Source organism: Brevundimonas staleyi (assembly GCF_041893865.1).
Lineage (GTDB): Bacteria > Pseudomonadota > Alphaproteobacteria > Caulobacterales > Caulobacteraceae > Brevundimonas > Brevundimonas staleyi.
The window spans coordinates 627,955-647,257 of record NZ_CP169082.1; the positions used below are offsets into that span (position 1 = coordinate 627,955).

19 protein-coding genes are annotated in these 19,303 nt (G+C 68.9%); 9 read left to right on the top strand and 10 right to left on the bottom strand.

Annotation, left to right across the window (positions count from 1 at the left end; genetic code table 11):
- The first annotated feature begins 140 nt into the window (after nucleotides 1–140).
- Nucleotides 141–482, top strand: a complete 342-nt coding sequence (locus ACETK8_RS03175; RefSeq protein WP_374038076.1) for a DUF2794 domain-containing protein — start codon at nucleotides 141–143, stop codon at nucleotides 480–482.
- Between the two features lie 234 nt (nucleotides 483–716).
- Here ACETK8_RS03175 and ACETK8_RS03180 read toward each other — a convergent pair whose 3' ends face one another.
- Nucleotides 717–1,466 (bottom strand): Bax inhibitor-1/YccA family protein, encoded by a 750-nt coding sequence (locus tag ACETK8_RS03180; RefSeq protein WP_374038077.1) that lies wholly within the window; start codon nucleotides 1,464–1,466, stop codon nucleotides 717–719.
- A 151-nt stretch (nucleotides 1,467–1,617) separates the two neighbouring features.
- Here ACETK8_RS03180 and thpR point away from each other — a divergent pair, with 151 nt between their 5' ends.
- The 3 genes from thpR to mmcB all read left to right on the top strand — a co-directional run bounded on the left by thpR (nucleotide 1,618) and on the right by mmcB (nucleotide 3,189).
- Nucleotides 1,618–2,154, top strand: coding sequence for an RNA 2',3'-cyclic phosphodiesterase (thpR, locus tag ACETK8_RS03185; RefSeq protein ID WP_374038078.1), 537 nt, complete (start codon nucleotides 1,618–1,620; stop codon nucleotides 2,152–2,154).
- Nucleotides 2,155–2,216: 62 nt separating this feature from the next.
- Nucleotides 2,217–2,711, top strand: coding sequence for a GNAT family N-acetyltransferase (locus ACETK8_RS03190; RefSeq protein ID WP_374039452.1), 495 nt, complete (start codon nucleotides 2,217–2,219; stop codon nucleotides 2,709–2,711).
- 31 nt (nucleotides 2,712–2,742) lie between these two features.
- Complete coding sequence (gene mmcB / locus ACETK8_RS03195; RefSeq protein WP_374038079.1) at nucleotides 2,743–3,189, top strand: DNA repair putative endonuclease MmcB; 447 nt, start codon at nucleotides 2,743–2,745, stop codon at nucleotides 3,187–3,189.
- A gap of 18 nt (nucleotides 3,190–3,207) precedes the next feature.
- Here the strand turns inward: mmcB and hslU are convergent, their stop codons facing one another.
- The 3 genes from hslU to hslV form a co-directional block, all read right to left on the bottom strand.
- On the bottom strand, nucleotides 3,208–4,509 hold the full coding sequence (gene hslU / locus ACETK8_RS03200; protein ID WP_374038080.1) for an ATP-dependent protease ATPase subunit HslU: 1,302 nt from the start codon (nucleotides 4,507–4,509) through the stop codon (nucleotides 3,208–3,210).
- A 207-nt stretch (nucleotides 4,510–4,716) separates the two neighbouring features.
- Nucleotides 4,717–5,580 (bottom strand): DUF4440 domain-containing protein, encoded by an 864-nt coding sequence (locus tag ACETK8_RS03205; RefSeq protein ID WP_374038081.1) that lies wholly within the window; start codon nucleotides 5,578–5,580, stop codon nucleotides 4,717–4,719.
- 249 nt (nucleotides 5,581–5,829) lie between these two features.
- The gene (gene hslV / locus ACETK8_RS03210) at nucleotides 5,830–6,384 is read right to left on the bottom strand and encodes an ATP-dependent protease subunit HslV (RefSeq protein ID WP_374038082.1); all 555 of its coding nucleotides are present in this window, start codon (nucleotides 6,382–6,384) and stop codon (nucleotides 5,830–5,832) included.
- A gap of 141 nt (nucleotides 6,385–6,525) precedes the next feature.
- On the opposite strand from hslV, the gene ACETK8_RS03215 reads away from it, so the two are divergent.
- Nucleotides 6,526–6,915, top strand: coding sequence for a BLUF domain-containing protein (locus ACETK8_RS03215; protein ID WP_374038083.1), 390 nt, complete (start codon nucleotides 6,526–6,528; stop codon nucleotides 6,913–6,915).
- A 31-nt stretch (nucleotides 6,916–6,946) separates the two neighbouring features.
- A complete protein-coding gene (locus ACETK8_RS03220) occupies nucleotides 6,947–7,687 on the top strand; it encodes a HesA/MoeB/ThiF family protein (RefSeq protein ID WP_374038084.1) in 741 nt (246 codons plus the stop codon).
- 199 nt (nucleotides 7,688–7,886) lie between these two features.
- Here ACETK8_RS03220 and typA read toward each other — a convergent pair whose 3' ends face one another.
- Nucleotides 7,887–9,719, bottom strand: a complete 1,833-nt coding sequence (gene typA, locus ACETK8_RS03225; protein WP_374038085.1) for a translational GTPase TypA — start codon at nucleotides 9,717–9,719, stop codon at nucleotides 7,887–7,889.
- 188 nt (nucleotides 9,720–9,907) lie between these two features.
- Between typA and ACETK8_RS03230 the strand changes: the two genes are divergently transcribed.
- Complete coding sequence (locus ACETK8_RS03230) at nucleotides 9,908–10,369, top strand: c-type cytochrome (protein WP_374038086.1); 462 nt, start codon at nucleotides 9,908–9,910, stop codon at nucleotides 10,367–10,369.
- 2 nt (nucleotides 10,370–10,371) lie between these two features.
- Nucleotides 10,372–10,830: a hypothetical protein gene (locus ACETK8_RS03235; protein ID WP_374038087.1), complete on the top strand. Its 459-nt coding sequence runs from the start codon at nucleotides 10,372–10,374 to the stop codon at nucleotides 10,828–10,830.
- On the opposite strand, the gene ACETK8_RS03240 is transcribed toward ACETK8_RS03235, so the two are convergent.
- From ACETK8_RS03240 to ACETK8_RS03255, 4 genes are all read right to left on the bottom strand, one after another.
- A complete protein-coding gene (locus tag ACETK8_RS03240) occupies nucleotides 10,827–12,875 on the bottom strand; it encodes an OPT family oligopeptide transporter (RefSeq protein WP_374038088.1) in 2,049 nt (682 codons plus the stop codon). The genes ACETK8_RS03235 and ACETK8_RS03240 overlap by 4 nt on opposite strands.
- An 80-nt stretch (nucleotides 12,876–12,955) precedes the next feature.
- The gene (locus ACETK8_RS03245; RefSeq protein ID WP_374038089.1) at nucleotides 12,956–13,315 is read right to left on the bottom strand and encodes a YdbL family protein; all 360 of its coding nucleotides are present in this window, start codon (nucleotides 13,313–13,315) and stop codon (nucleotides 12,956–12,958) included.
- Nucleotides 13,316–13,332: 17 nt separating this feature from the next.
- Complete coding sequence (locus ACETK8_RS03250; RefSeq protein ID WP_374038090.1) at nucleotides 13,333–13,530, bottom strand: YnbE family lipoprotein; 198 nt, start codon at nucleotides 13,528–13,530, stop codon at nucleotides 13,333–13,335.
- Nucleotides 13,531–13,606: 76 nt separating this feature from the next.
- Entirely contained in the window at nucleotides 13,607–16,771 is a 3,165-nt protein-coding gene (locus tag ACETK8_RS03255) for an intermembrane phospholipid transport protein YdbH family protein (RefSeq protein WP_374038091.1), read from the bottom strand.
- 395 nt (nucleotides 16,772–17,166) lie between these two features.
- On the opposite strand from ACETK8_RS03255, the gene ACETK8_RS03260 reads away from it, so the two are divergent.
- Nucleotides 17,167–18,528: a M23 family metallopeptidase gene (locus ACETK8_RS03260; protein ID WP_374038092.1), complete on the top strand. Its 1,362-nt coding sequence runs from the start codon at nucleotides 17,167–17,169 to the stop codon at nucleotides 18,526–18,528.
- Here ACETK8_RS03260 and ACETK8_RS03265 read toward each other — a convergent pair.
- Nucleotides 18,525–19,268 (bottom strand): alpha/beta fold hydrolase, encoded by a 744-nt coding sequence (locus tag ACETK8_RS03265; protein ID WP_374038093.1) that lies wholly within the window; start codon nucleotides 19,266–19,268, stop codon nucleotides 18,525–18,527. The two genes, ACETK8_RS03260 and ACETK8_RS03265, sit on opposite strands and share 4 nt — an antisense overlap.
- Nucleotides 19,269–19,303: the final 35 nt, after the last annotated feature.

Below are 19,303 nucleotides of genomic sequence, written 5' to 3' on the forward strand. Positions count from 1 at the left end.
GCCGACGCTCACTGTTTCGCGTCGCAACCGGGCCGACGAAGGACCGAAACGGGGCCATTTCGTGTCGTCGTCAATTTCTTCGTCGCTGCCTCCAGAAGGCGGCGCTGGCGTTTGTCCGAACCGCGCCTAGATTGGTCGGGATGACCTTCGATCCCTCCTCCGGTGAAGGCGGCGCCCAGCCTTCGTCCGTCTTCTTCGAGCGGCGCGAACTGGACCAGATCCTTCGGGTCTACGGCCGTATGGTCGCCCAGGCGGAATGGCGCGACTACGCCATGGTCGGCGGCAAGGAGGCGGCCGAGTTCGCCGTGTTCCGCCGCTCGGGCGACGCCCCCGCCTATCGCATCGAGAAACGCCCGTCGCTGCAGACCCGTCAGGGCCAGTGGTCGGTCGTCGGCGAGGGCGGGGTGGTCCTGAAACGCGGCCGCGACCTGGCCCAGGTGCTGCGCGTCTTCGACAGCCGCCGGTTCCAGGTGGTGGAGTAATCGTCGTCATCCTCCGGCAAGCCGCCGCTTGGCGGCGCAGACCGGGGGACGCAGCGGCGCGCGAGAGCGCGAACCTGTCGCGGACACTCACGCTTCCGACATCTTGCCTGAACAGATCGCCTTCGGCGCCGCTGCGTCCCCCGGTCTCGCTGCGCTCGCCGGAGGATGACGAAAGATAGAAAAAGGGCCCCGGCGTTTCCACCGGGGCCCTTCGCTCTTTCAGCCCGTGACGGCCTATTCGCGGTTGCCGCCCATGAAGGCCAGCAGGAACTGGAACAGGTTCACGAAGTTGATGAACAGGCTCAGCGCGCCGAAGCCGGTGGCCACGCCCATCGCCTGCTGGTCGCCGCCTAGGGCGTAGTAGGTCATCTTCAGACGCTGGGTGTCGTAGGCGATCAGGCCCGAGAAGATCAGCACGCCCACGCCCGAGATGATCAGGGCCAGGGTCCCCGACTGCATGAACATGTTCACGACCGAGGCGATGATCAGGCCGATCACGCCCATGATCAGGAACGAGCCGACACCCGTCAGGTCCTTCTTGGTCGTGTAGCCGAACAGGCTGAGCGCGCCGAAGGCGGCGGCCGTCACGAAGAAGGTCGAGGCGATGCTGGGCGCGTTATAGCGCAGGAACAGGATGCCCATGCCGGCGCCGATGGTGGCGACCACGGCCCAGTAGAGCATGTTCACGCCGCCGGCCGTGGGGTTCTTCATGAAGAACATCGAGCCGAACAGCAGGACCAGGGGCGAGAACTGGACGATCATGCCCAGCACGGTCAGGCCGATGCGGCCGTCAGGGCCCACGGCGAACAGCAGTTGCTGCACCGCCACGACGTTGCCGGTCAGGTAGGCGAGGACGCCCGCGACCACCAGGCCGAGGGCGAGCTTGTTGTAGACGCCCAGCATGAAGCTGCGCAGGCCCGCGTCCACGGCCATGTCGGCCTTGGCCGGAGCCGGCGTCGAGTAGCCGTTTCTGAAGTCGCTCATCGCGAGGGTCTTCTCCAATAGAGGGCGACAGGAAAGACCCTGCCGCCAGAGTGCGAAATATCGTGGTCCGCGACCACCCGTGCAAGGGATGGATCGCCGCAGGGGTTCCACCGGCTATGCGCCTTTGACGCGAACCGCTACGAACGGTCGCATGCTGCGTCTGTTCACCGCCGTCCCCATCCCGTTCGACGTCGCCGAGACCCTGGGGCGGCGCCAGACCGGCCTGCCCGGCGCGAAGTGGCGGGGGGCGGAGCACTTGCATATCACCCTGGCCTTCTACGGCGAGGTGGACGAGCGCCGCGCCGACGATCTGGCCGCCGAACTGGCGCGCATCCCCGGCGGGATCTTCGACATCGAACTGAAGGGCGTGGGCGCCTTCGGCGACGCGCACCGCAGCCACACCCTGTGGGCGGGGCTGGAGCCCAACGAGCGGCTGAACGTCCTGGCCGGGCGCTGCAAGGCGGCGGCGGAGCGGGCGGGCATCCGGATGGAGCCACGCGTGTACCGGCCGCACGTCACCCTGGCCTATCTGAAGACCCAGACCAATCCGGGCCGGATCGGGGCCTGGATCACCAACCACAACCTGCTGCATTCGCCGCCGATCCGGGTCGACCGCTTCGGCCTGTATTCCAGCACCCTGACCGACGACGGCAGCTATTACGAACTGGAACGGGAGTATCCGCTGTGAGCCATGCCTCTCCTCTGGGCCCCACCCTCGAGACCGACCGCCTGATCCTGCGTCCGACGGCCATGGAGGATTTCGAGCGCTGGTGCGACTTTCAGGCCGACGCGGAGACGACCCGCTTCATCGGCGGCGCACGGAGCCCGGCCGAGGTCTGGCGCGTCCTGATGTCGGTGGCGGGCGCCTGGGCCCTGACGGGCGAGGGCTTCTTCTCGGTCATCGAAAAGTCCAGCGGCCAGTGGATCGGCCGGATCGGGCCGTGGAACCCGCACGGCTGGCCGGGACCCGAGGTGGGCTGGAGCCTGCATCGCGACGCCATGGGCAAGGGCTATGCGCTGGAAGCGGCCGTGGCGACCATGGACTACGCCTTCGACGTGCTGGGCTGGGACGACGTGATCCACTCCATCGACCCGGACAACGAGGCGTCCAAGGCGCTGGCGGCGCGGCTGAGGTCGGTCAATCGCGGGCCGGGCCGGTTGCCCGCCCCGTTCGAGGCGTCGCGCGTCGATCTCTGGGGTCAGACGAAGGCGGAGTGGGCCGAGAACCGCAAACGCTTCGCTTGAAGCCGGAACACAAGCGGAACATAGTGGGGGAATGCCCGCCGCCGCCGTCCATCTGGAACTCGTCTTCAGCCGTCCCGAGACCACGCTCGGGGTGACGAAGGGGGCCGCGCGGCTCCTGGCCGACATGGGTTATGCGCCGCTCTTGGAAGTCTGCCTGCCGAACGGACGGCGCGCCGACGTCATGGCCCTGGGGCGCAAGGGCGACATCGTCATCGTCGAGGTGAAGTCCGGCATCGAGGACTATCGCGTCGACCGCAAATGGCCGGAGTACGCGCCGTTCTGCGACGCCTTCTTCTTCGCCGTCGCGCCGGAGTTTCCCGAAGGCGTCCTGCCCGAAGAACCGGGGCTGATCGTGGCGGACCAGTTCGGCGGGGCGGTGGTCCGGGAGGCGCCGGTCCTGACCCTGGCGCCCGCGCGACGAAAGGCCCTGACCCTCGCCTTCGCCCGGCTGGGGGCGATGCGGACGCTCAGGGACTGACAGGCGCCGACGCCGGCCTCAGAGGATGAACCGGCTCAGGTCCGCGTTCTTCGCCAGTTCGCCGATCTTCTCGCGCACCGCGTCGCCGTCGAAGGTCAGGGTCTGGCCCGACAGGTCCGAGGCCTTGAAGGAGGTCTCCTCCAGCACCCGTTCGATCACGGTGACCAGACGCCGGGCGCCGATGTTCTCGACCGCCCCGTTCGCCGCCACGGCCGCATCGGCCAGGGCCTCGACCGCGTCGGGGGTGAAGGTCAGGGTCACGTTCTCCGTGGCCAGCAGCGCCTGGTTCTGGCGGATCAGATTGGCCTCCGGCTCGGTCAGGATGCGCACGAAGTCGTCCCGCGTCAGGGCCTTCAGCTCGACCCGGATCGGCAGGCGCCCCTGAAGTTCGGGCAGCAGATCGCTCGGCTTGGCGACATGGAAGGCGCCGGACGCGATGAACAGCACATGGTCCGACTTCACCGGCCCGTATTTGGTCGAGACGGTGGTCCCCTCGATCAAGGGCAGGAGGTCGCGCTGCACGCCTTCACGCGACACGTCGGCGCCGCCGCGATCCTGGCGGCCCGCGACCTTGTCGATCTCGTCGATGAAGACGATGCCCTCGTTCTCGGCCAGCAGAAGCGCCTCGCGGGTCAGACTGTCCTGATCCAGCAGCTTGTCGCTCTCCTCGGCCAGCAGGGGCTGGAGCGCCTCCTTCACCGTGGTCTTGACCGACTTGGTGCGGCCGCCGCCCAGCTTGCCCAGCATGTCCGACAGGTTCAGCAGGCCGACGTTCTGGCCTGCGCCCATGTCCAGTCCCTGGATCGGGGAGGCGGTGTCGGCCAGCTGGATCTCGATCTCCTTGTCGTCCATCTCTCCGGCGCGGAGCTTCTTGCGGAAACTGTCCCGCGTCGCGGGTTGCGAGCCCGGCCCGACCAGCGCGTCCAGAATTCGCTCTTCGGCGGCGGCCTCGGCCTTGGCGCGGACGCCGGCCCGGCGGGTGTCGCGCACCATGACCAGGGCGGCCTCGACCAGGTCCCGCATGATCTGATCGACGTCGCGTCCGACGTAGCCGACCTCGGTGAACTTCGTCGCTTCGACCTTGAGGAAGGGGGAGCCGGAAAGCTTGGCCAGACGCCGGGCGATCTCGGTCTTGCCGACGCCGGTCGGGCCGATCATCAGGATGTTCTTGGGCGTGACCTCGTCGCGCAGGTCATCCGGCACGCGCTTCCTGCGCCAGCGGTTCCTGAGCGCCACGGCCACGGCGCGCTTGGCGTCGTTCTGGCCGACGATGAAGCGGTCGAGTTCGGAGACGATTTCGCGGGGGGAGAGGTCTGTCATGGGGACGACATAGGAGGTCTGTGCGGACTTCGGGAGAGGGGGTTCATCACGGCGAGCACAGCGTAGGCGCAGCGGACAAAGCGAGATCGAGCCTGCCGCCGCAGCCGCGAATGGGATTGACCGACTTAAGGGACGGCTTCGCCGTTTAATCTTTGACGCTGTGTTCGCTGTGAACCCGCCGTGTTCCCTGTGATGACCTCGGCCAGTTCAGCCGCCCGCCGGAGGAGGATCCGGAATGATCTGGGCGAAGACCAGCATCCAGCCCGCCCATCGCTTCTGCCACAGATGGACGTAGTGCCCCGCGCGCGGCGTCTCGTCGCGGGTCCACAGCGCCCGGCCGTAGGTCCAGACCATGTCGCCGGCCTGCGACGACCCGCCGCCGAACGGGGCGCTCAGCTCGAAGCGCGACGGCCAGGCGTCCAGCGCCGCCGGGAAGGCGTCCGCGCCGATGGCCGGGGGGAGGGGGGCGACATAGAGGCGGGCGTCGGGGGCCAGGAGCGCCAGATGCGCCCCCTTCTGGTCGCGCAGGGCGCCGGCGGCCAGCACGGCCTCCACCGTCCGCACCTCGGCCATCGCCGCCTCTGGGCTGGGCGCGCCGAAGACGGAGGTCGGCAGGAGCAGGGGCTCGGTGTCGGGGCCGGGAACCCCGGCCGAGGTCGCGCCGGCGCCGCCGTCATAGACCCATTTCCACGATCCGTCGGACTGCCGCTGCCAGACCGTGAAATAGTGGCCGGTGCGGGCGCCGCCGACCTCGACCCCGCCGGTGGTGAAGCCCAGGTCCCCCGACTTGGCGATCCCCGCCCAGTTCGGCCACCAGACCAGCGACGGCGCGGCCGGATCGAAGACGGCGTTGGGATCCAGAATCTCGTGCGCTCGCTGCGGCGCCCCGCCCGCGATCATGATCGCGTCGTCCGTCGACCATTTCAGGAACGAGCGGTCCACGCCCATCGCCAGCCCATCGGCCGCGAAGGCGCGCTCGGCCGCCACGACCTGCGAGGCCTCGGCGGGCTGGGCCGCGACCGGGCGCGCGAAGGCGATCAGCAGGGCGGCGAGGAGGATCAGGCGAGGCATGCGGGTCTCCGGACCCCAGTCATGCCGGGATCGGCGTCGATGTCCCGTTAAATCGCGTGAAAGTTCCCCTGTCCGGCCTGACGGTTCCTGACTGGACATTTTTGGAACACCCGGCGCGGCGGCGCCGAGTGATGTCTTCTTGGTGGGCTACCGCTCGACGCGCGGCGTCTCGCTGCTTGAGCCCGTTTTTGGTGGGCTATCGCTCACGACGCGGTCGTTCGCTGCTTGAGCCCGCAGAGTGTGAGGTGGCTACAGCCGCTCAACCGTCAGGTTGCCGTTGGTGTAGACGCAGATGTCCGCCGCGATGGCCATGGCGCGGCGGGCGACCGCCTCGGCGTCGATGTCGGTGTTGTCGATCAAGGCGCGGGCGGCGGCCAGCGCATAGTTGCCGCCCGATCCTACGGCCGCAACGCCGTACTCCGGCTCCAGCACGTCGCCGACGCCGGTGACGGTGAAGATCGAGCTCTTGTCCGCGACCAGCAGCATGGCCTCGAGCCGGCGCAGATAGCGGTCGGTGCGCCAGTCCTTGGCCAGGTCGACGCAGGCGCGGGCCAACTGGTCCGGATACTGTTCCAGCTTGGCTTCCAGCCGCTCGATCAGGGTGAAGGCGTCGGCCGTGGCCCCGGCGAAACCGGCCAGCACCTTGCCGCCCGCGAGCGTCCGCACCTTGCGCGCCGCGCCCTTGACGATGGTCGGGCCCATGGAGACCTGGCCGTCGCCGGCGATGACGGTCTTGCCGTCCTTCCTCACCGCCAGGATCGTGGTGCCGTGCCAGTCGGGAAAGTTGCTCTGTGTCTGGGTCATCCCGCTCAGATGGCGACGGAAATGCGGCGGGGCAAGACGAAAGCTTTGCAAAAACAGCGTTCCAGCTGAGCCATATTTTGACCGATGTATCCGGTTACATAGGCACAATCAAACCGCTGATTGCCGAAATCGAGATTTCTGTTGCTGCATCGCGTTATCATCGCCGCTGAAACGGTCGGCTCCACCGGGGTGTCCACCCTGTCGATCGCCCAGATTCTGGGCGTGTCGGAGCGCAACAACCGGCGCGATCAGGTCACCAGCGCGGTGATGTTCCTGAACGGCTGGTGCCTGCAGGGCATCGAGGGGCGTCGCCCCGACGTGGACCGGGTGGTTTCGCGTCTGTCGGCGGATCGGCGGCTGAAGAACCTGCGCATCCTGGTCGACAAGCCGATCAAGGCGCGGTCGTTCGCCGAGCCCATGTCCTTCTGCAACGACCCGCGCGGCATGCTGGCCGCCGTCCATCTGGCCGATCTGGCCGAGGTCACCGCCAACCACGCCGAGCGGATGATCGAACTGAAACAGGCGGCGTGACGCCGACGGTTCCTGCGCCTAACTGAGGCGTATGAGTTTCTCCCCCGACGAGGTCGAACGCTATGCCCGCCACCTGGTTCTGGCCGAGGTCGGCGGACCGGGCCAGCAGAAGCTGAAGGCCGCGACCGTCCTGATCGTCGGCGCAGGCGGGGTGGGCAGTCCCGCCGCCCTCTATCTGGCCGCGGCCGGGGTCGGGACGCTGCGGATCATCGACGGCGACGTCGTCTCCCTGTCCAATCTGCAGCGCCAGATCCTGTTCGACACGGCCGATATCGACCGGCCCAAGGTCGAGGCGGCGGCCGGGCGGCTGGCCGCTATCAACCCCCACGTGGTCGTCGAGGCGCTGAACCATCCCCTGACGGTGGACAATGTCGCCGAGGTCATCGCGGGCGCCGACGTCGTTCTGGACGGTACTGACGACTTCGCCACCCGGCATCTGGTGAACGCCGCCTGCGTCGCGGCGGGCGTGCCCCTGGTCTCCGGCGCCCTCGGTCGCTGGACCGGTCAGGTCGGGGTCTTCGCCGGCCGTCCCTGCTACCACTGCCTGGTGCCCGAAAGCCCGCCGGACGCCGAGACCTGCGCCCGCGTCGGCGTCGTCGGGGCCCTGGCCGGGGTGATCGGATCCATGGCGGCGCTGGAGGCGATCAAGCTGATCACCGGGGCGGGCGACCCCCTGACCGGACGGCTGATGCTCTACGACGGCCTGGCCGCGACCAGCCGGGTGGTGAAAGTCATGGCCGATCCGGCTTGTCCGGTGTGCGCTAGCCTCTAACCCTAAACCCGAGCACCCCAGCGAAGGCTGGGGTCCAGATCACAAATCGAAGCGGCAGGGACGGCGCACCGGCTCTTCGTGATCTGACCGATGGTGTCTTCCATCTGGACCCCAGCCTTCGCTGGGGTGCACGGAGAAAAAAGAAAGGGGCGCACGATCGGCTCGTGCGCCCAATTCCCAGCCCCTAAGACCTGATCCCTCAGTCCGGACGCGTGCGCTTCTTGCGGAACGACGGGTTCAGGATCTGCTTGCGCAGGCGGATCGACTTGGGCGTCACCTCCACCAGCTCGTCGTCCGAGATATAGGCGATGGCCTGTTCCAGCGACATCTGGCGCGGCGGGGTCAGGCGAACGGCCTCGTCCTTGCCGGCGGCGCGGACGTTGGTCAGCTGCTTGCCCTTGATCGGGTTGACGTCCAGGTCGTCCCAGCGGGCGTTCTCGCCGATGATCATGCCCTCGTAGGTCTTCTCGCCGGCGCCGACGAACATGACGCCGCGATCTTCCAGGTTCCACAGGGCGAAGGCCGCCGTCTCACCGTCCGAGTTCGAGATCAGCACGCCCTTCAGACGGCCGGCGATGTCGCCCTTGAAGGCTTCGTAGTGGCTGAAGACGCGGTTCAGCACGCCCGAGCCGCGCGTATCGGTCAGGAACTCGCCCTGATAGCCGATCAGCGAACGCGACGGGCATTTCAGCTGGATGCGGGTCTTGCCGGCGCCCGACGGACCCATGTCGGTCATCTCGGCCTTACGCGCCGACAGCTTCTCGATGACGATGCCCGAGAACTCGTCGTCGACGTCGACCATGACGTCCTCGATCGGCTCCATCTTCTCGCCGTTCTCGCCGGTCTGATAGACCACGCGCGGACGCGAGATCGAGACCTCGAAGCCTTCGCGACGCATGTTCTCGATCAGAACGCCCAGCTGCAGTTCGCCGCGACCGGCGACCTCATAGGCGTCGCCGCCTTCGGTCGTGGTGACGCGGATGGCGACGTTGGCCTCGGCCTCCTTCAGCAGGCGGTCGCGGATGACGCGCGACTGGACCTTGTCGCCTTCGCGACCGGCCAGCGGGCTGTCGTTGACCGAGACGGTCATCGAGATGGTCGGCGGGTCGATCGGCTGGGCGTCCAGCGGCTCGGAGACTTCCAGGGCGCACAGGGTGTCGGCCACGGTGGCCTTGGACATGCCGGCGATGGCGACGATGTCGCCCGCTTCCGAACCCTCGTCCAGCGGCTGGCGCTTCAGGCCGCGGAAGGCCAGGACCTTGGTGATCCGGCCGCGCTCGATTTCCTTGCCGTCGCGGTCCAGGGCCTTGATGGCCATGCCCGGAACGGCCTTGCCGCTCTCGATACGGCCGGTGAGGATGCGGCCCAGGAACGGATCCGACTCGATCAGCACGTTCAGGATGCGGAACGGCTTGTCCTTGTTCTCCTGAACCTTCGGCGGCGGGACGTGGTCGACGATCAGGTCGAACAGCGGGGCCAGGTTGTCGTTCGGCTGGTTCAGATCCATCGTCGCCCAGCCGTTGCGGCCCGAGGCGTAGATGTGCGGGAAGTCCAGCTGCTCGTCGGTCGCGCCGATGGCGGCGAACAGATCGAAGGTCTCGTTGTGGACGCGGTCCGGATCGGCGTGGGCGCGGTCGACCTTGTTGATGCAGAGGATCGGACGCAGGCCCATCTTCAGGGCCTTGGTCAGAACGAACTTGGTCTGGGGCATGACGCCCTCTTCGGCGTCCACCAGGATGACGCAGCCGTCCACCATGCCCAGGATGCGCTCGACCTCGCCGCCGAAGTCGGCGTGGCCGGGGGTGTCGATGATGTTGATGCGGGTCTCGCCGGCCTTGCCGTTCCAGAGCACGGAGGTGCACTTGGCCAGGATGGTGATGCCGCGCTCCTTCTCCTGATCGTTGGAGTCCATGGCGCGCTCGGTCGTCGCCTCATTGGCTCGGAACACGCCCGACTGGGCCAGGAGTTGGTCGACCAGGGTCGTCTTGCCGTGGTCAACGTGGGCGATGATGGCGACGTTGCGAAGGTTCATATCGTTCGTTCAATGCGAAAGGGCGGCCGACAGGGTTTCGGGGGCCGCTCTGGGAATGGCGTCATGGGGAAGCGCGCGCCTCATACAGGCCCCGCGCGCGAAAGGCCATAGGGGCGCAAGATGGCGAGCGTTTGACAGCCTCCCGGTCGGGGAGCAGCGTTCGGGTTCGGCTTTTTGGGAGAGGGCGGATGAGGCGTTGGATCGTGGCGGGGGCCGTGGCCCTGATGTGTGCGGGCGGGGCGGCGGGGGCTCAGGACCCGGTCTCGCCCGAGGTGGCGGCCGAGGTGGTCGCCGCGCGGCAGGCGGCCTTCATGATGTCGGGCGTGACCATGGGGTCGATCAAAGCGTCGCTGGACGCGAACGCCCCGGCCCAGTCGATGGCCTTCAGCTCGGCGGCGCTCGGCCGCTGGTCGGCGTCGATGACCAACCTCTTCCCGGCCGGATCCGGGCCGGACGCGGTCCCCGGCACGCGGGCCAAGGCCGAGATCTGGACCGACTGGTCGGGTTTCAAGGGCAAGGCCGGCGAGTACGCGGCGGCGGCCGAGCGGCTGCGGGAACTGATCGCGGACGGCGACAACGCCGGGGCTCTGGAGCAGTTCGCCGTGGTGCGGGCGTCGTGCCAGTCCTGCCACGACGCCTACCGGAGCTGACCGTGGGCTGGGAGAAGGGGGCGGGCGCCCTTGGACCGCTGGCGCCTTTGATGGGGGACTGGCGGACCGACCCCCCGACGCCCGACGCCAACGAGGCCAGCGCCACGCCCTGCACCCGCAGTTTTCAGCCGTTCGGCCCTGACTGGGTGCGGCTGGAGGCCCGGTGGGGCGAGGGTCCGGATGCCTATCGCGAGATCGCCCTGTTCGGCATGGACGGGGAGGAGGTCCTCGCCTTCCACTCCTTCACCAATGATGGAAAGCGGTCGAACGCCCGCCTGTCGGACGGAACGGACGTTCACCCGGAGGCCACGGCCTTCGCGTCAGACTTCCCCGGCGGCGCGGCGCGGGGGATCTACTGGCCGCGCGAAGACGGGGCGGCCGGGTTCCATTTCGCCGTCGAGATCAGGACCGACGCCGACTGGACCCGGCGCATCACCCAGACTTTCGGACCCGCCGCCTAGACCTTGGCCGACCGGCCGCGCACCCAGGCGTAGAGAGCGACGACGAGGACGGCGAAGGCGACGAGGCCTGCCAGCATGGCCGGGAAGGTCGAACCCTCCGGCAGCATGGCGAAGGGCGCGTCATTGCCGGTGCCGACGATGACCCCGGCCGTCATGACCAGGAACAGGCTCTCGCCCACGATCAGGCCGGAGGCCAAGAGCACGCCCATGCGACGACCGATGTCGGCGAAGCGGGTGGTCTTGATCGCCTTGTCGTAGACCCAGCCGCAGATCGCGCCGATGACCAGCATCGTGGTCACCGCGGCCGGCAGGTAGAAGCCGATGCCGACGGCCAGGGGCGGCAGCTTCATCTTGCCCTTGGTCGATGCGTTCAGGACCATGTCCAGCACGATGATGACGACGCCCAGGATGGCGCCGATGCCGATCAGGTCCCAGCGCAGGTCGCCGCCGATGACGCCGCGCGCCAGCGCCGAGATCAGGGTGGCCTGAGGCGCCGCCAGCGGTTCGTCGGCGATGCCCTTGGGCCCGCCCTCGAAGCCGAAGGCCTGGTTCAGCAGGTTCAGGATCAGCGGGATGACGATGGCGCCGGCGACCACGCCGACCATCAGGGCGGCTTGCTGACGCCAGGGCGTGGCCTCGACCAACTGGCCGGTCTTGAGGTCCTGCAGGTTGTCGTTGGCGATGACGGCCACGGCGAAGACGACCGCCGTAACGATCAGGGCGAAGGCGATCACCGACGGATCGGCGGGCAGGCCGGCGACCGCCAGAACGCCCAGCATCAGGACAGAGGCGATGACGATGGCCAGAATGCCGACGCCCGACACCGGGCTGTTCGACGAGCCGATCAGGCCGGCCATGTAGCCGCAGATGGCGGCCACGGCGAAACCGATCAGGACGACATAGATCAGCCCGCCCGCGACCAGCAGGAACGTGGAGCTCGCCAGTGTCGGATTGCCCTGGGCGAACCAGGCCAGGATGCCGCCGATGCCGATGAGGCAGGCGACCGACAGGCCGGCGACGATGTTGATCGGAATGTCCTGCTCGGTGCGGTCCAGAACCTCGCCGGAGCTGCGGCGGGCGTTGGCGGCGAGGGCCGAGGTCAGGCCGCCGATCAGCGGGCCGGCCAGCTTGATAAGGGTCCAGATGGCGGCGACGCCGATGACGCCCGCACCCATGAAGCGGACTTCGTTGCGCCACACCGTCACGGCCAGTTCTTCCGGCGAGGCGCCGACCGGGACGGTCGAGGCGACCGAGGGAATGCCGTGCGAGGCCAGCCAGGCCACGAAGTCGGGCGAGGTCATGATGGGCACGAAGATGAACCAGGCGACCACCAGGCCGAACAGCTGGGCCAGACCCACGGTCAGGCCGATCAGGTGACCGGCGCCCAGAAGGGCGAACTGCATGCCGAAGCCCATGCCCGTGGCGCCGCCGCCCAGAGCGGCCGGCATCTTGATGAACTTCGCCGCTTCACCCGCGAAGACCCGGCCGGCGACCAGAAGGGCGTAACCGGCCGAGACCAGGGCGCCGGTGATGACGACCCACAGGCCGGCCTTGTTCTCGCGCACGGCGCTTTCGGTCTGTTCCGAGCCGCGCGAGCCGACGGTCAGGACCTCGGCTGCGGCGACGCCCTCGGGGTAGGGCAGCTTGGCCTCGACGACGAGGGCGCGGCGCAGCGGAATGGAGAAGGTGACGCCCAGGATGCCGCCGAAGATGCAGATCAGCACCGATTCCCAGAACGGAAACTCCAGCCACCATCCGACCATGACCAGGCCGGGAAGGACGAAGATGATCGAGCTCATGGCCCCGCCGACCGAGGCCACGGTCTGGACGGTCATGTTTTCCCAGATGGTGGAGGTCTTGAAGGCTCGGAGGATGGCCATGGAGATGACCGCCGCCGGAATGGCCGAGGCGAAGGTCAGCCCGACCTTCAGACCCAGATAGGTGTTGGCGGCGGTGAACACGACCGCCAGCAAGCAGCCCAGGATCAGGGCGCGGGCGGTAAGTTCGACGCGCTTCTTCGGCGCGGCGGCGGGCGTATCGGTCATCAGGCGGTCCCCTCGTAGACCCTTAGACCTAATCCCGAAACGGCGGCGCTAGCAACGCTGCGGCGCCGAAGGAGACTGAGTTACCTCTGCACCCACTGGCCCGAGGCGTTGCGGTACCATTGACCCGAGGAAATGCGGGGCAGGAGCTGGCTTTCGAACATCCGGGCGGCGGCGACCTCGGTGGAGGTGCCGACGTCGGCGGCCGAGGCGGCGTAGACCTGGCGGCGCGCGGCGTTCGTGGCGGTGATGGCGGCCTGGACGTCCGGACCGACCGAGGTGCGGACCCCGACGTAGCCGTCGGCCTGTTCGCCGACGGACCCTTGCGCCTTGGCCGCGTCGATCAGCGACTTCTGGGCCGGGGTCTGGGCGAGAGCGGCTCCGGCGGCGACGCCCAGGGCCACGACGGCGGCGCCCAGAACGAACAGCTTGCGGAAGGTCATGTGAGAAGTCTTTTCCATCAGAACAGATTGGGGTTTTCGGCGAGCAGGTTCTGCAGTTCCTGATCCAGCCGCACGCGCACGTCGGCGTCGAGCTTGGCGTAGATCTGGATCGGCGCGACCTCCAGCCGGATCGTCGGGGTGCAGGCGCCCAGCCCGCCTGCGACGGCGAGCGCCAGCAGTCCGAGGCGGACGGTGCGGTTGGACGGTGGGGTCATGCGGCGGTCTCCGGCGACTTGAACGCTTTCACGAGCGCGAGGGATGCGCCCATGGGTGTGAACGGGGTCTGAATGGTCAAGGCCCTTCCTCGTCAGGTTCGCCGCTCCGGGCGCGATTGACGGCCAGAAGGTCGGACACGAGCTGGTTCAGGTTCAGGGTGGTGTCCAGCGTCAGGTCGATGCCCGTACCGGACGGCAGGGGCAGGGTCCGGTTCAGGAACTCCCGGCTGATCAGTTCGGACAGGGTCAGGCGCAGTTCCTGACGCTGGGGCGGGTCGTGCCGCCCGACGATGTGGAACCGCACGCCCAGCCGCCCGCCGGTCTGGGAATCCACATCGGCGGTCAGGGTGTCGAAGGCCAGGTTCTCCATCGCCTGATAGGCCAGGTCCTCGACCGTATTGGGCGGCACCTCGCCTCCGCCGCCGGCCTGGAGGTCCGACAGGGCCTCGCGCTGGATCGACAGACGGCCCGGCTGGGCGGCGTAGAGGGTCCCGCCCGCGATCCGCACGCCTGCTTCCGGGTCGGAGGTGAAGGGCAGGCGGCCCGACACCACGGCGTCCAGCTTGACCCGGTCGCCGAAGCCCGAGCCCGCGATCAGGTCGCCCAGTTGCACCCGGTCCAGCACGATCACGCCGGAGAAGGGCCGCCGATCCAGCGGTATGGAGAAGGGCTCGACGCTGACCGTCCCGCCCGCCGCATGGATGTCGCCCCCCGCCACCGTCAGGGCCGCCTTGTCGAGCGAGAAGGTCAGGTCGAAATCGGTGAAGTCGTCGATCGATTCCAGCGTCGCGATCCGCAGGGTCTGGTTCGGCGCGGTGGTCAGGGGCGCCAGGTTGGTGAACTCGATCGTGCCCGACAGGCCCTTCACCGCCCCGGCCGGGCTGGTGAAGTCGATGCCCGGAATGACCAGACGGCCCGAGCTGGTCCCGGCGTTCGGGTCGTTGGTCCAGTTCAGGCGACCGTTGAAGGAGGCTGAGCCGGTCGCGGGCGACTGGACGAAGTCGGCGGCCATGGGCGACAGGTCCGAAGGCTGCAGCCCGTCCTCGGCGAAGACCAGCGACGGGGCGTCGATGACGATGCCGCCCTCTCCGGTCAGGCCGTTGTGAGCCAGGGTCAGGCGGCCCAGCGTCGTCTCCTCGCGCGCCAGAACGAAGGCGCCGCTCCATTGTTCGTTCGCCAGTCGCGCCGTGCCGGTCGCGTTCAGCGCATTGAACCGGCGGGGCCGCGTCGCATCCTCGACCCGGGCCGAGGCGACGGTCGCCTCCAGCCCCAGACCGGCCTTCGATCCCGTGGCGAAGGCCGTGCCCTGGATATCGTCCAACTCCATGGCGAGGAAGGGGGCGGCGGCCTTGACGTCGCTCAGTCGTCCGCCCGCGCGCCAGCGGCCGTTCTGCGACACGACCAGAGGCCCGCCGGAGGCGCACAGTCCGCCGGACAGGTCCATGACGTCGTTGGCGTCCAGTTCCAGCCGCTCGGCCGTGAAGGTCAGACAGTCCGAGGCCGTATAGGTCAGCCGCCCGGCGTTGGTCGCCAGCACCCCGCGCGTCCGCACGTTCAGCCCGCGCGCCACACCGAAGTCGAGTGCGGCGCGGCCGTCCAGCGTCGCCTGGAATCCTCCGGCCGTCAGCCGCCAGTCGGGCACGGCGAAGGTCGCCTCGGGCAGGCCCCGACCGCGCGTGGCCGTGACGTTCAGCGCCCCGCCGCCCCGCTGACCGGGCACCGCCGCGAAGATCGGGCGGGCGACGGGATTGACGGTCAGGACCCCGCCGTTCGCCGGGGTCAGTCTTGCGGCGCGCGGCAGGGTCACGGCCAGACCCGCCTCACCGCTGGTCAGCCTCAGCGCCGGAATGTCGAGGGCGAAGGCGCCGAGCGCCCGTTTCATCTCGGCCAGTTCCGGCACGTCGTCGTTGGTCACGGGCCCGAACAGGGGCCAGGCGCCGCGTCCCGAGGCCAGCGATCCGGTCAGGACCAGAGCCTCGCGCCGTCCCGAGGCGAAGTCGAGATCGAACCGGCCCGAGGTCTGATTCAGTTGCAATGTGTCGAAGGCCGCCCGCGCCAGCCGGGCCGACAGGGCGCCCGAGGCCGCGATCCCGCCGCCGGAACCGCTGAAGGCCAGTCGCGAGGAGGTCACGTCCGCATCGGTCAGGATCAGATCGCCCGCCCGTCCCGATGCCGCCTGAAGTCGTGCCGGACCTTCCACGCTCCAGTCGAACCCGTTCGAACGGCGCAGCAGGGCGACCGCCGCCTCGTTCGCCGTCACATCGGCCGACCGTGCGCTGAGCCCCGGCGCGGTCAGGCTCCCCGCCCGCAACCGCGTCGAGGCGGTCCCGTTGAAGGCCAGGGTCTCGATCCAGCCGCTGGCCTGTCCGTCCGCCTGGAGCGTCAGGGCCGCGCCGGTCGTCGCCGTCCCGCCGATCGCCAGCCGTTCGCCGACGAGGGTCAGGTCCATCGTGGCCCGCCCGTCGCCGCGTCGCGTCTTGAAGTCGGGGTAGGGCAGGCTGGCGATGCCCGACAGCCGCGCCGCCTCGCCGTCCAGACCCGGACCCGCGAAGGTCTCGGCCCCCAGATCGACCCGCACCGCGACCCGGTCGCCCGTGGTCGTCAGGTTCAGCGAGCCGCCCAGACCCCGCGCCTCGATGTCTCCGCTCTTCAGCGAGGCGGCCGGCATCCGCGCCGCCAGCCGCATCAGCTTGCCGTCGTCCACCCGCGCATCGGCCAGCAGGGACAGCGGTCCATACTCTGTATCCAGCCTCAGCCGCCCGGTCTCGACGATGACGATAGGCCCCCGGCTGTCGGGGCGAGGCGGGCGGCCGGTGAACTCCTCGATCAGCGGGTCCAGCGCGCCGAACGACAGTTCGCCGTCTTTCCAGCTGGCCCGCGCCACCGGCCGCACCAGACGGATGCGGCTGGGCGTCACGCCAAATCCGGCCCGCGACCAGGGCAGGGCCAGGGCGTAGTCGACCTCGACCCGCTGAACCGTCACATCGGGATTGGCCGCGTCGCCGATGCGGACACTGCCGACGAAGCCGTTCAGCTCCAGCCGCTCGATCTCGACATCGGCCTCAATGCCCCTCTGGTCCAGCCAGCCGACCAGAACCTCGCGAGCCGCCGCCCGACGGTTCAGCCAGGCCAGGGCGACCAGCACCGACAGGACGACCAGCACGACGGCCGCGCCGACCCCGACCGCCCGGGCGATCCGTCGCCCGCGCCGGGAGCGCTTTTCCGGAGCCGTCTCGCTCACGCGTCGGCCTCGTGGCTGTGCCGGAACGGGACGATACCGCCGTTCAGCATCGTGAAAGTGTCGCAGGTCGAAACGGCCGTTGCTTTCGCGCCACAAACAGTGGCGCCACGGTCACTTTGAGTTGAGCCGGTCTTCAAGGTGTCTCGGATCGATTCAGAACGCACAGATCAGCGTCTATAACTTTAGTTCTAGACTGTCGCGTCGCCTGTCGACGAATCCAGTGACAGCGGGAATACAGGCCAGCTTTGCCGGGGTTAATCATTTGTAACGACCCGGCTTCCCATCATGGGGTCCACTGCGGTATAGGACGCCCTTCGCGGTCGGGGGGACTTGGGCGCGATCCTTGCTTCCAGTGTGATTGGGCGCCGCACGGCGTCGTTGTATGCCGGGGACCGATGGCCCAGTTCGATCCGCGACGTCAGCCGATGCGCTTTGCCCCGCATCTCCTGACCGCAGCCGCCGCTGTCACCGTGGCCATGCTCGCAGGCCGCGTTTATCAACCCGCCCAGGCTGAAGTCGTTCCCGAACTGACTGCCCTGCAGATCGCCTCGCTGGAGGCCCGCGCGTTCGACGCCGCCGGCGCCCCCGCCGGTCTCACCGCTCCCGAAGCCGTGCCCGTCCAGATCCGTCGCGGCGAAACCTTCGAACAGGCTGTCCGCCGCACCGGCATCGGCGAGGCCGACGCCTCGGCCGTCGCCGCCACCCTCTCCAACGCCTTCGACCTGTCGCAGATGCGCGCGGGCCTGAAGTTCGAAACCGCCATCGCCCGTCCGCGCGGCGGCCGCGGCGACGCCCGCCTGATCGGCCTGACCATGCGGACCGGCCCGGCCAGCCAGCTGACCGTCTCGCGCAGCTTCGACGGCGCCCTGCGCCTGCGCGCTCTGGAAGAGCGCGTCACGCACGAGACCGTCGTCCTGAAATCCGAGGTTCGCGGTTCGCTCTCGGCCACGGCCCAGCGCATGGGCGCCGACGCCGCCGTCCGCCGCCGCGCGACCCAGCTGTTCGCTCACAAGCTGGACCTGGACCGCGACGTCCGCGCCGCCGACGAGTTCACCCTGGTCTTCGACCGTTCGGTCACCGAGAACGGCCGCACCGTCGACACCGGCGACCTGCTGTACGCCGAGCTGAAGGGCGTGGTCTTCTACCGCTTCCAGCCCGCCGGCGCCCGTGAGGCCCAGTATTACGACGCCTCAGGCAAGAACATGCGCTCCTCGATGATGCGCACCCCGCTGGACCGGGGCTTCCGCGTCTCGTCCTCCTTCGGTTTCCGCACCCACCCGATCTCGGGCTATCGCAAGATGCACCAGGGCACCGACTTCGCGGCCGGCACCGGCACGCCGGTCATCGCCCCCGCCGACGGCGTGGTGGTCGAGGCCCGTCGCTGGGGCGGCTACGGCAACTGGCTGCGTATCCGCCACTCGAACGGTCTGGAATCCGGTTACGCTCACCTGTCGCGCTACGGTTCGGGCATCCGCGCCGGCCAGCGCGTTTCGCAGGGCCAGGTCGTCGCCTATGTCGGTTCGACCGGCGCCTCGACCGGCCCGCACCTGCACTATGAACTGTGGCGCAACGGCCAGCGGATCAATCCGGCGGGCATCCGCATGGATCAGTCCTCCACGCTCGAAGGCGCTCAGCTGACCGCCTTCCGCGCCGAGAAGGCCCGCATCGACCGCATCATCGCCGCCGGCGGCGAGCGCCGTCCGACGACGCTGCAAGCCAATGTCGAAGGCCTGCGTCCCGCCGCCAGCGCGGGCTAGAGGCTCCTCAGCCTCTCCACCGCCTCGACCAGCCGCGCCAGATCGCGCGGCGTCGACAGCCTGTGGTCGCCGCCCTCGATGAGGTCCAGGGTCACGTCCCCGCCCGTCAGCCGCTCGGCCAGGGCCAGGGCGTGGCCGAACGGCACGGTGTCGTCCGCTCGCCCCTGAAGCACATGGACGGGCGCCGAGATCGCGATGGGCGCATCCAGCAGCAGCCAGTCGCGCGCCTCCTCGAACATCCGCTTCGTCAGCACGTATTCCCCCAGCCCCTCCTCGACGATCAGGGCCTCTCCGTCCCGCAGGATAGACTGGCGCACGTGGTCGGGCAGGGAGGGCCACATCAGCCGCTCGGTGAAGTCCTGGGCCGGGTTGATCAGGGCCAGACCCTGGATCCGCTCGGGCCGGGCCAGCGACAGCAACAGGGCGACCCAGCCGCCCATCGACGACCCCACCGGTATGACCGGCCCGTCCAGGGCGTCGATCAGGCCGATCGCATCCTCGCGCCACCGGCCGATGGTCGCCTGACGCCAGTCGCCCGAGGACTGACCGTGGGCGAAATGGTCATACCGGACGTAGGACCAGCCGCGCTCGATGGCCGCCGCTTCCAGGGCCAGCGCCTTGGTCCCCTCCATGTCGGAGCGGAACCCGCCGTTCCAGACGACGGTCGGGCCTGAGCCTTCGACGCGCCGGTAGGCCAGGGTCTCGCCGTCTGGGCGGGTCAGGCGTTGGATGTCGTTCATGACCGTGATCCTCTCGCGCTATGGCGCTCCGCCTG

What these genes read in the sequence shown, in the direction of transcription:
- ACETK8_RS03190 (WP_374039452.1), top strand. Translation starts at nt 2,217, where the DNA reads ATGGAGGATTTCGAGCGCTGGTGCGACTTTCAGGCCGACGCGGAGACG.
- ACETK8_RS03260 (WP_374038092.1), top strand. Translation starts at nt 17,167, where the DNA reads ATGGCCCAGTTCGATCCGCGACGTCAGCCGATGCGCTTTGCCCCGCAT.
- ACETK8_RS03265 (WP_374038093.1), bottom strand. Translation starts at nt 19,268, where the DNA reads ATGAACGACATCCAACGCCTGACCCGCCCAGACGGCGAGACCCTGGCC.
- ACETK8_RS03175 (WP_374038076.1), top strand. Translation starts at nt 141, where the DNA reads ATGACCTTCGATCCCTCCTCCGGTGAAGGCGGCGCCCAGCCTTCGTCC.
- ACETK8_RS03220 (WP_374038084.1), top strand. Translation starts at nt 6,947, where the DNA reads ATGAGTTTCTCCCCCGACGAGGTCGAACGCTATGCCCGCCACCTGGTT.
- ACETK8_RS03240 (WP_374038088.1), bottom strand. Translation starts at nt 12,875, where the DNA reads ATGACCGATACGCCCGCCGCCGCGCCGAAGAAGCGCGTCGAACTTACC.
- ACETK8_RS03245 (WP_374038089.1), bottom strand. Translation starts at nt 13,315, where the DNA reads ATGACCTTCCGCAAGCTGTTCGTTCTGGGCGCCGCCGTCGTGGCCCTG.
- ACETK8_RS03230 (WP_374038086.1), top strand. Translation starts at nt 9,908, where the DNA reads ATGAGGCGTTGGATCGTGGCGGGGGCCGTGGCCCTGATGTGTGCGGGC.
- ACETK8_RS03250 (WP_374038090.1), bottom strand. Translation starts at nt 13,530, where the DNA reads ATGACCCCACCGTCCAACCGCACCGTCCGCCTCGGACTGCTGGCGCTC.
- ACETK8_RS03205 (WP_374038081.1), bottom strand. Translation starts at nt 5,580, where the DNA reads ATGCCTCGCCTGATCCTCCTCGCCGCCCTGCTGATCGCCTTCGCGCGC.
- thpR (WP_374038078.1), top strand. Translation starts at nt 1,618, where the DNA reads ATGCTGCGTCTGTTCACCGCCGTCCCCATCCCGTTCGACGTCGCCGAG.
- hslU (WP_374038080.1), bottom strand. Translation starts at nt 4,509, where the DNA reads ATGACAGACCTCTCCCCCCGCGAAATCGTCTCCGAACTCGACCGCTTC.
- typA (WP_374038085.1), bottom strand. Translation starts at nt 9,719, where the DNA reads ATGAACCTTCGCAACGTCGCCATCATCGCCCACGTTGACCACGGCAAG.
- mmcB (WP_374038079.1), top strand. Translation starts at nt 2,743, where the DNA reads ATGCCCGCCGCCGCCGTCCATCTGGAACTCGTCTTCAGCCGTCCCGAG.
- hslV (WP_374038082.1), bottom strand. Translation starts at nt 6,384, where the DNA reads ATGACCCAGACACAGAGCAACTTTCCCGACTGGCACGGCACCACGATC.
- ACETK8_RS03180 (WP_374038077.1), bottom strand. Translation starts at nt 1,466, where the DNA reads ATGAGCGACTTCAGAAACGGCTACTCGACGCCGGCTCCGGCCAAGGCC.